General features: G+C 71.7%; 4 protein-coding genes. 2 read left to right on the top strand and 2 right to left on the bottom strand.

Annotation, left to right across the window (positions count from 1 at the left end):
* Positions 1-774: 774 nt before the first annotated feature.
* Positions 775-1,206, top strand: coding sequence for a hypothetical protein (locus AB0E96_RS38905; RefSeq protein WP_359831230.1), 432 nt, complete (start codon positions 775-777; stop codon positions 1,204-1,206).
* 113 nt (positions 1,207-1,319) lie between these two features.
* Here AB0E96_RS38905 and AB0E96_RS38900 read toward each other — a convergent pair whose 3' ends face one another.
* Both AB0E96_RS38900 and AB0E96_RS38895 read right to left on the bottom strand, forming a co-directional pair.
* A complete protein-coding gene (locus tag AB0E96_RS38900; protein ID WP_359831229.1) occupies positions 1,320-2,570 on the bottom strand; it encodes an acetylhydrolase in 1,251 nt (416 codons plus the stop codon).
* A gap of 180 nt (positions 2,571-2,750) precedes the next feature.
* Positions 2,751-3,707 (bottom strand): phosphatidylinositol-specific phospholipase C, encoded by a 957-nt coding sequence (locus AB0E96_RS38895; RefSeq protein ID WP_359831227.1) that lies wholly within the window; start codon positions 3,705-3,707, stop codon positions 2,751-2,753.
* A gap of 190 nt (positions 3,708-3,897) precedes the next feature.
* Between AB0E96_RS38895 and AB0E96_RS38890 the strand changes: the two genes are divergently transcribed.
* Complete coding sequence (locus AB0E96_RS38890; RefSeq protein WP_359831225.1) at positions 3,898-4,164, top strand: hypothetical protein; 267 nt, start codon at positions 3,898-3,900, stop codon at positions 4,162-4,164.
* The last annotated feature ends 47 nt before the right edge of the window (positions 4,165-4,211 follow it).

Below are 4,211 nucleotides of genomic sequence, written 5' to 3'. Positions count from 1 at the left end.
GGCGCGCCGGCCCCCCCCCCCTTGGCGGTTGGGATCTGTTGGCGCGCCGGGCCGGGGGGGGGGGCGGGGGGGCGGGGGGGGCCGGGGGGGGGGGGGGGGGGCGCCCCCCCCCCCCCCCCGCCACTGGTGTCTGGTGACCTATTTGGAGCGCCGACGACGTGACACCTGCGTCGTCGGCACCCGAGATCGTCAGAGCGATTGTCGGGCTTGGCTTGGCCGGGAACTGACGCTACGAAGACTGTGCACAGAGTTGGTCAGCGAACCCTTCCGTCAATCGTTTCGTCAACTGCTTACCTCAGCAGCTCTGTCCGGTTTGAACGGTGGTTCCCGATTCGGAGCATCCGTGATGCTAGTCACTTCACGTATGGTCCCGGTTTGACCTGGACCGAAGGCTTGCCCTCGCCTTGCCCTCCGGCCGGATGTCGTTCGTCCGGCACCCACAGACAGATGACTCGGCGTGATAGTCGGTGGAGGGTAGAGAAGTTGACGACCCACGTCCGATTGCGTCGAATGGTGGGACGGGAGGGGCCGCCTTCGGCACGGTCGAAATCCCGGATGGCCGTCGTGAGTTCCCTGGCGGTTCCAGAGTTCTCTGTTGTCCCCGCCGAGCTTGCAGTTCATCCTGGAAACCGTCCGGTCGAACATGCGGAACGGCGACTACGCTCGCAGGGGCGACTTCCTGCCGGAGTGATGAACATCGGAATATGGGGTTCACGGGACCGGGCCGGCCGAAGGGTCGGTCCGGTCCCCGGTCGTTGTGAGGAATCAGGAGCCATGGCTGTGCGGGACTTTCTGAAGTCGCGGGAGGGGATGGTCCTGCTGGCGGGCCTCCTCTTGATCGTCGGCGTGACCGGCTACCTGAAGCTCAGGCCCGGTGGGTCGGAGACGAAGGACTACGTGGGCCGCTGGGTCGCGCGGGACGAGGTGATCGAGCTGCGGGAGGACGGGACGCTCGGGGAGGTGCGGCTCGACGGCTACTTCTGCCGGAAGGAGCCTGTGGCGAGCCCCGGCCCACTCGGCGAGTACCAGGGGAGCTGGAAGACCGGGAGCGTCGACGACGCGGGCTCCGGGGTCTTCGTGACCCTGCGGAACTACGAGCGTGGGCAGGATTGTCAGATCTATTTGCAGGAAGGACGGAAGGGGAAGACGTTCGCTCTGGGTGCCCAGCCGCGGGGGGATGCGGAGCGCTCCTTCATGAGGGCGTAAGGCTACGGCCCGAGTGAGCCCGTCCCGGGAGCGCCCCATCCGTTCGTCGGGTGGGGCGCTCCCGGCGTTCGGGCGGCCGCACCCCCGTGGCGGCCGCCCGCCCGTTCCGGGGCTCACGGGTGGTAGACGACCTCGGGGAAGGCCTTGGACGGGCCGTCGAGGAGGTTGCCGTGGTGGCGGCCCCGCAGGTGGAGGTCGAAGAAGGCCAGCGGGTAGGCCTGTTGGATGAGGACGCCGCGCTGCGGGTCGAGGGTGCCGACCTGGGACTGGATCTCCTGCTCGGTCATGCCGAGCAGCCTGCCCGCCTGCGGGATCAGCGTCATGTTGTCGCCGTACGAGCTGTGGATGGCTCCGGTGGCCTGGACGTCGAGGCGCCAGCCGCGCAGGTGGCCCCAGAAGGTCCGGATGAACGGGCTGGTGGCCCGGGTGTAGTTGGCGGTCATCATCATGAACGGCCGGTCGATGTCGGTGGTGATGGCGGGGTTCGACTCCATCCGCCCGTCCAGGGTGAGCCCGGCGCGGATGCGCTGGTCGGCGACCATGGCGAGGCCGACGGCGGTGCCGCCCTTGGACCAGCCGAAGGCGCCGATGTTCCGGGCGTCCAGGCCGCCGAGGAGGCCGGGCGGCAGGGGGCGGCCGTCGACGTCGGGGTTGCGGCCGTTGGCGAGGTCGACGACGCGGTCGAGGAGGAAGAGCAGGTCGGCGGCGTAGTCCTTCGGGGCCAGCCCCGGGGCGACGCCGTCCCGGGTGACGACGGTGCCGTCGGGGAACTCGGTGAACCCGTCGTGGGTGTGGTCGACGGTGACGACGGCGAAGCCGTGGCTGGCCAACTCCTGGACCACGATGGTGCGGTCGGCGCGGTGGCTGCCCGCGCCGTGCGAGTAGAGGACGACGGGCAGCGGCCGGCCGGCCCGGTGGACGGGCGCGCCCTGGTGGCCGGCGGTGAGCGGGGCGAGGGAGAGGGGGAGGGGGAAGCCGGCGTCGTCGAGGAAGGCCTGCAGGGCGCCGTCGGGCATCCAGGGGGCGAGCGGGTACGCGTCGGCGGCCGCGGCGCGGGCCGGGTACCAGACGGTGGCCATCAGCTCGCGGAACTTTCCGGGCCGGGCGTTCGGGTCGAGCCGGGACTCGTCGCGCAGGTGCAGCGGCACCATGCCGACGGGGAAGGGCCCGGTGGGGGCGGGCAGGGTGAGCCGCGCGGGGGTGCCGGTGCCGTCGGCGGAGAGGGCGGGGGCGGGGGCGGCGGAGGGGGCGGCCGAGGCGGTGCCGGCGAGGCCCAGTGGGGCGGCGGCACCCAGGGCGATGGCGGCGCCCAGCACGCGGCGGCGGGTCGGTCCGGAGGGGCGGGCGGTCGGCGTGGTGTCCATGCGCGAAACGCTGTCACGCGGCGCGTGGGGTGGTCATCGGCCCACGGATTGATGATCCGTCACCCCGCATCGGCCCGGGGGTTTACATCCCCGGGACGATGCGGAGGCGGGCCGGACCAGACCGGGCCGGGATCGGGCGCGGGCCGGGCGGGGTGCCGCCGTTCGCGGTGCGCCGCCGTCCTACACGGCGTTCTTGTCGATCAGCATCCGCAGCACGTTGACGTGGAAGTCGGGGAAGTCCATCGGCACGATGCCGAACCGGGCGCGCTGCTGGGTGCGGGCGCTCAGGTACGGGTAGACCGTGCGGTCCATCAGGGCCTGCGAGCTGGTCTTCGGCCAGTAACCTCCGGCGTACGAGAGGAAGTTGACGAACATCTTCGGGTAGCTCGGATTGCCGAAGGCCTTGTCGAACTGGGCGGTGATGCGCTGCCCCTTCGTTCCGAGGGGGTCGAGGCCGCCGGTCTGCCAGAGGTCCTGGGTGTCGAAGTAGTCGTTCTCGCCGCTGGACCAGTCGATCAGGCCCCACGGGTTGACGAAGTCGGCGATCAGGACGACCTTCCCCCGGGCGGTGGCGAGGGTCGGCCACCCGTGGAAGTGGAACAGGCCGCGGTAGCCGAGCCCGTCGAGGTAGTGGTTGATCCGCCGCATGAACTCGGTGTCGTCGAGCGACTGGCCGCCGGCGCGCTCGTTGCGCAGGCGCATCAGGACGGTCTCGCCGGGGTGCGACCCGAGGAAGGTCCGGCACTGGTCGAGCACGTCCTGGAGGCGGATGTGCTGGTAGGCGTCGGAGTGGTAGATCCCGAGTTCGTCGGGCGCGCCCTGGAGGCCGTTGCAGCGGATGTCGAGGAAGCGGACGCCTTCGGCCAACTGCTGGGGGAGGCCCCAGTTCTGGGTGTGGGACCACTCGGTGCCGTAGGCGGGGTTCTGGCAGCAGGAGTCGTGGGTGCCGGGGACGGTGAGGTCGAGCAGGGACAGGTTGCCGTCGAGGCGGCCCATCCAGCCGTCGGTCGGCAGGCCGCGCGGGGTGGTGGCGCCGGTGGCTGCCAGGGCGGTGCCCGGCAGGGCGAGGCCGCCGAGGGCGGCGGCGGCGCCGATTCCCGCGCCCCACTTGAGAAGATCACGGCGTGCTGTGCCCATGGTGCGGCTCCTCGGGGTCGGGTTCGTCCGGTGTTCCGATGTGCGGCCGTTCGAGGTGTGCCTTGTCATCCTGGGGTACGCGACCGCCGATTCGGCAGGTTCGCGACAAGAAAATCCGGGCTCCCGGCCCGGGGCCCGGCCGGGTGAAGATCGAAATGCGCGGGTGACCGCCGCCCGCCACGGTGGGACCGTGGCTTCGATCGTCGTCCTCTTCGAACTGGGCCCGGACCAGGCCCTCGGTGCCGAGGGCGTCGGGCCCGGCGTGGTCGCGGTGCACGCCGCCGGCCAGGATCCGGACGTCCCGGAGGACCCGCAGGCACGGACCCTCTGCGGGCTGGACACCGCCCCGATGGAGCACTCCCACTACCGCCCGTCCCGGCCGGGCGAGCCGTGGTACCCGCCCGAGCTGGAGCAGCGGCGCTGCCGGCTCTGCGAGGTGGCGCTGCACCGGCTCTGAGGGCGCACCGGGCCGGTGCGCCCCCGGCCTGTCGGTCGGGCCGGTGC

This window comes from Kitasatospora sp. NPDC036755, from assembly GCF_040636595.1.
GTDB lineage: Bacteria > Actinomycetota > Actinomycetes > Streptomycetales > Streptomycetaceae > Kitasatospora.
Note: the sequence above shows the minus strand (reverse complement) of the source record. Positions and strands in the feature narration are given on the sequence as shown.

Excerpts from the sequence above, each read along its gene's own strand:
- AB0E96_RS38905 (WP_359831230.1), top strand. The coding sequence starts at position 775 with ATGGCTGTGCGGGACTTTCTGAAGTCGCGGGAGGGGATGGTCCTGCTG.
- AB0E96_RS38900 (WP_359831229.1), bottom strand. The coding sequence starts at position 2,570 with ATGGACACCACGCCGACCGCCCGCCCCTCCGGACCGACCCGCCGCCGC.
- AB0E96_RS38895 (WP_359831227.1), bottom strand. The coding sequence starts at position 3,707 with ATGGGCACAGCACGCCGTGATCTTCTCAAGTGGGGCGCGGGAATCGGC.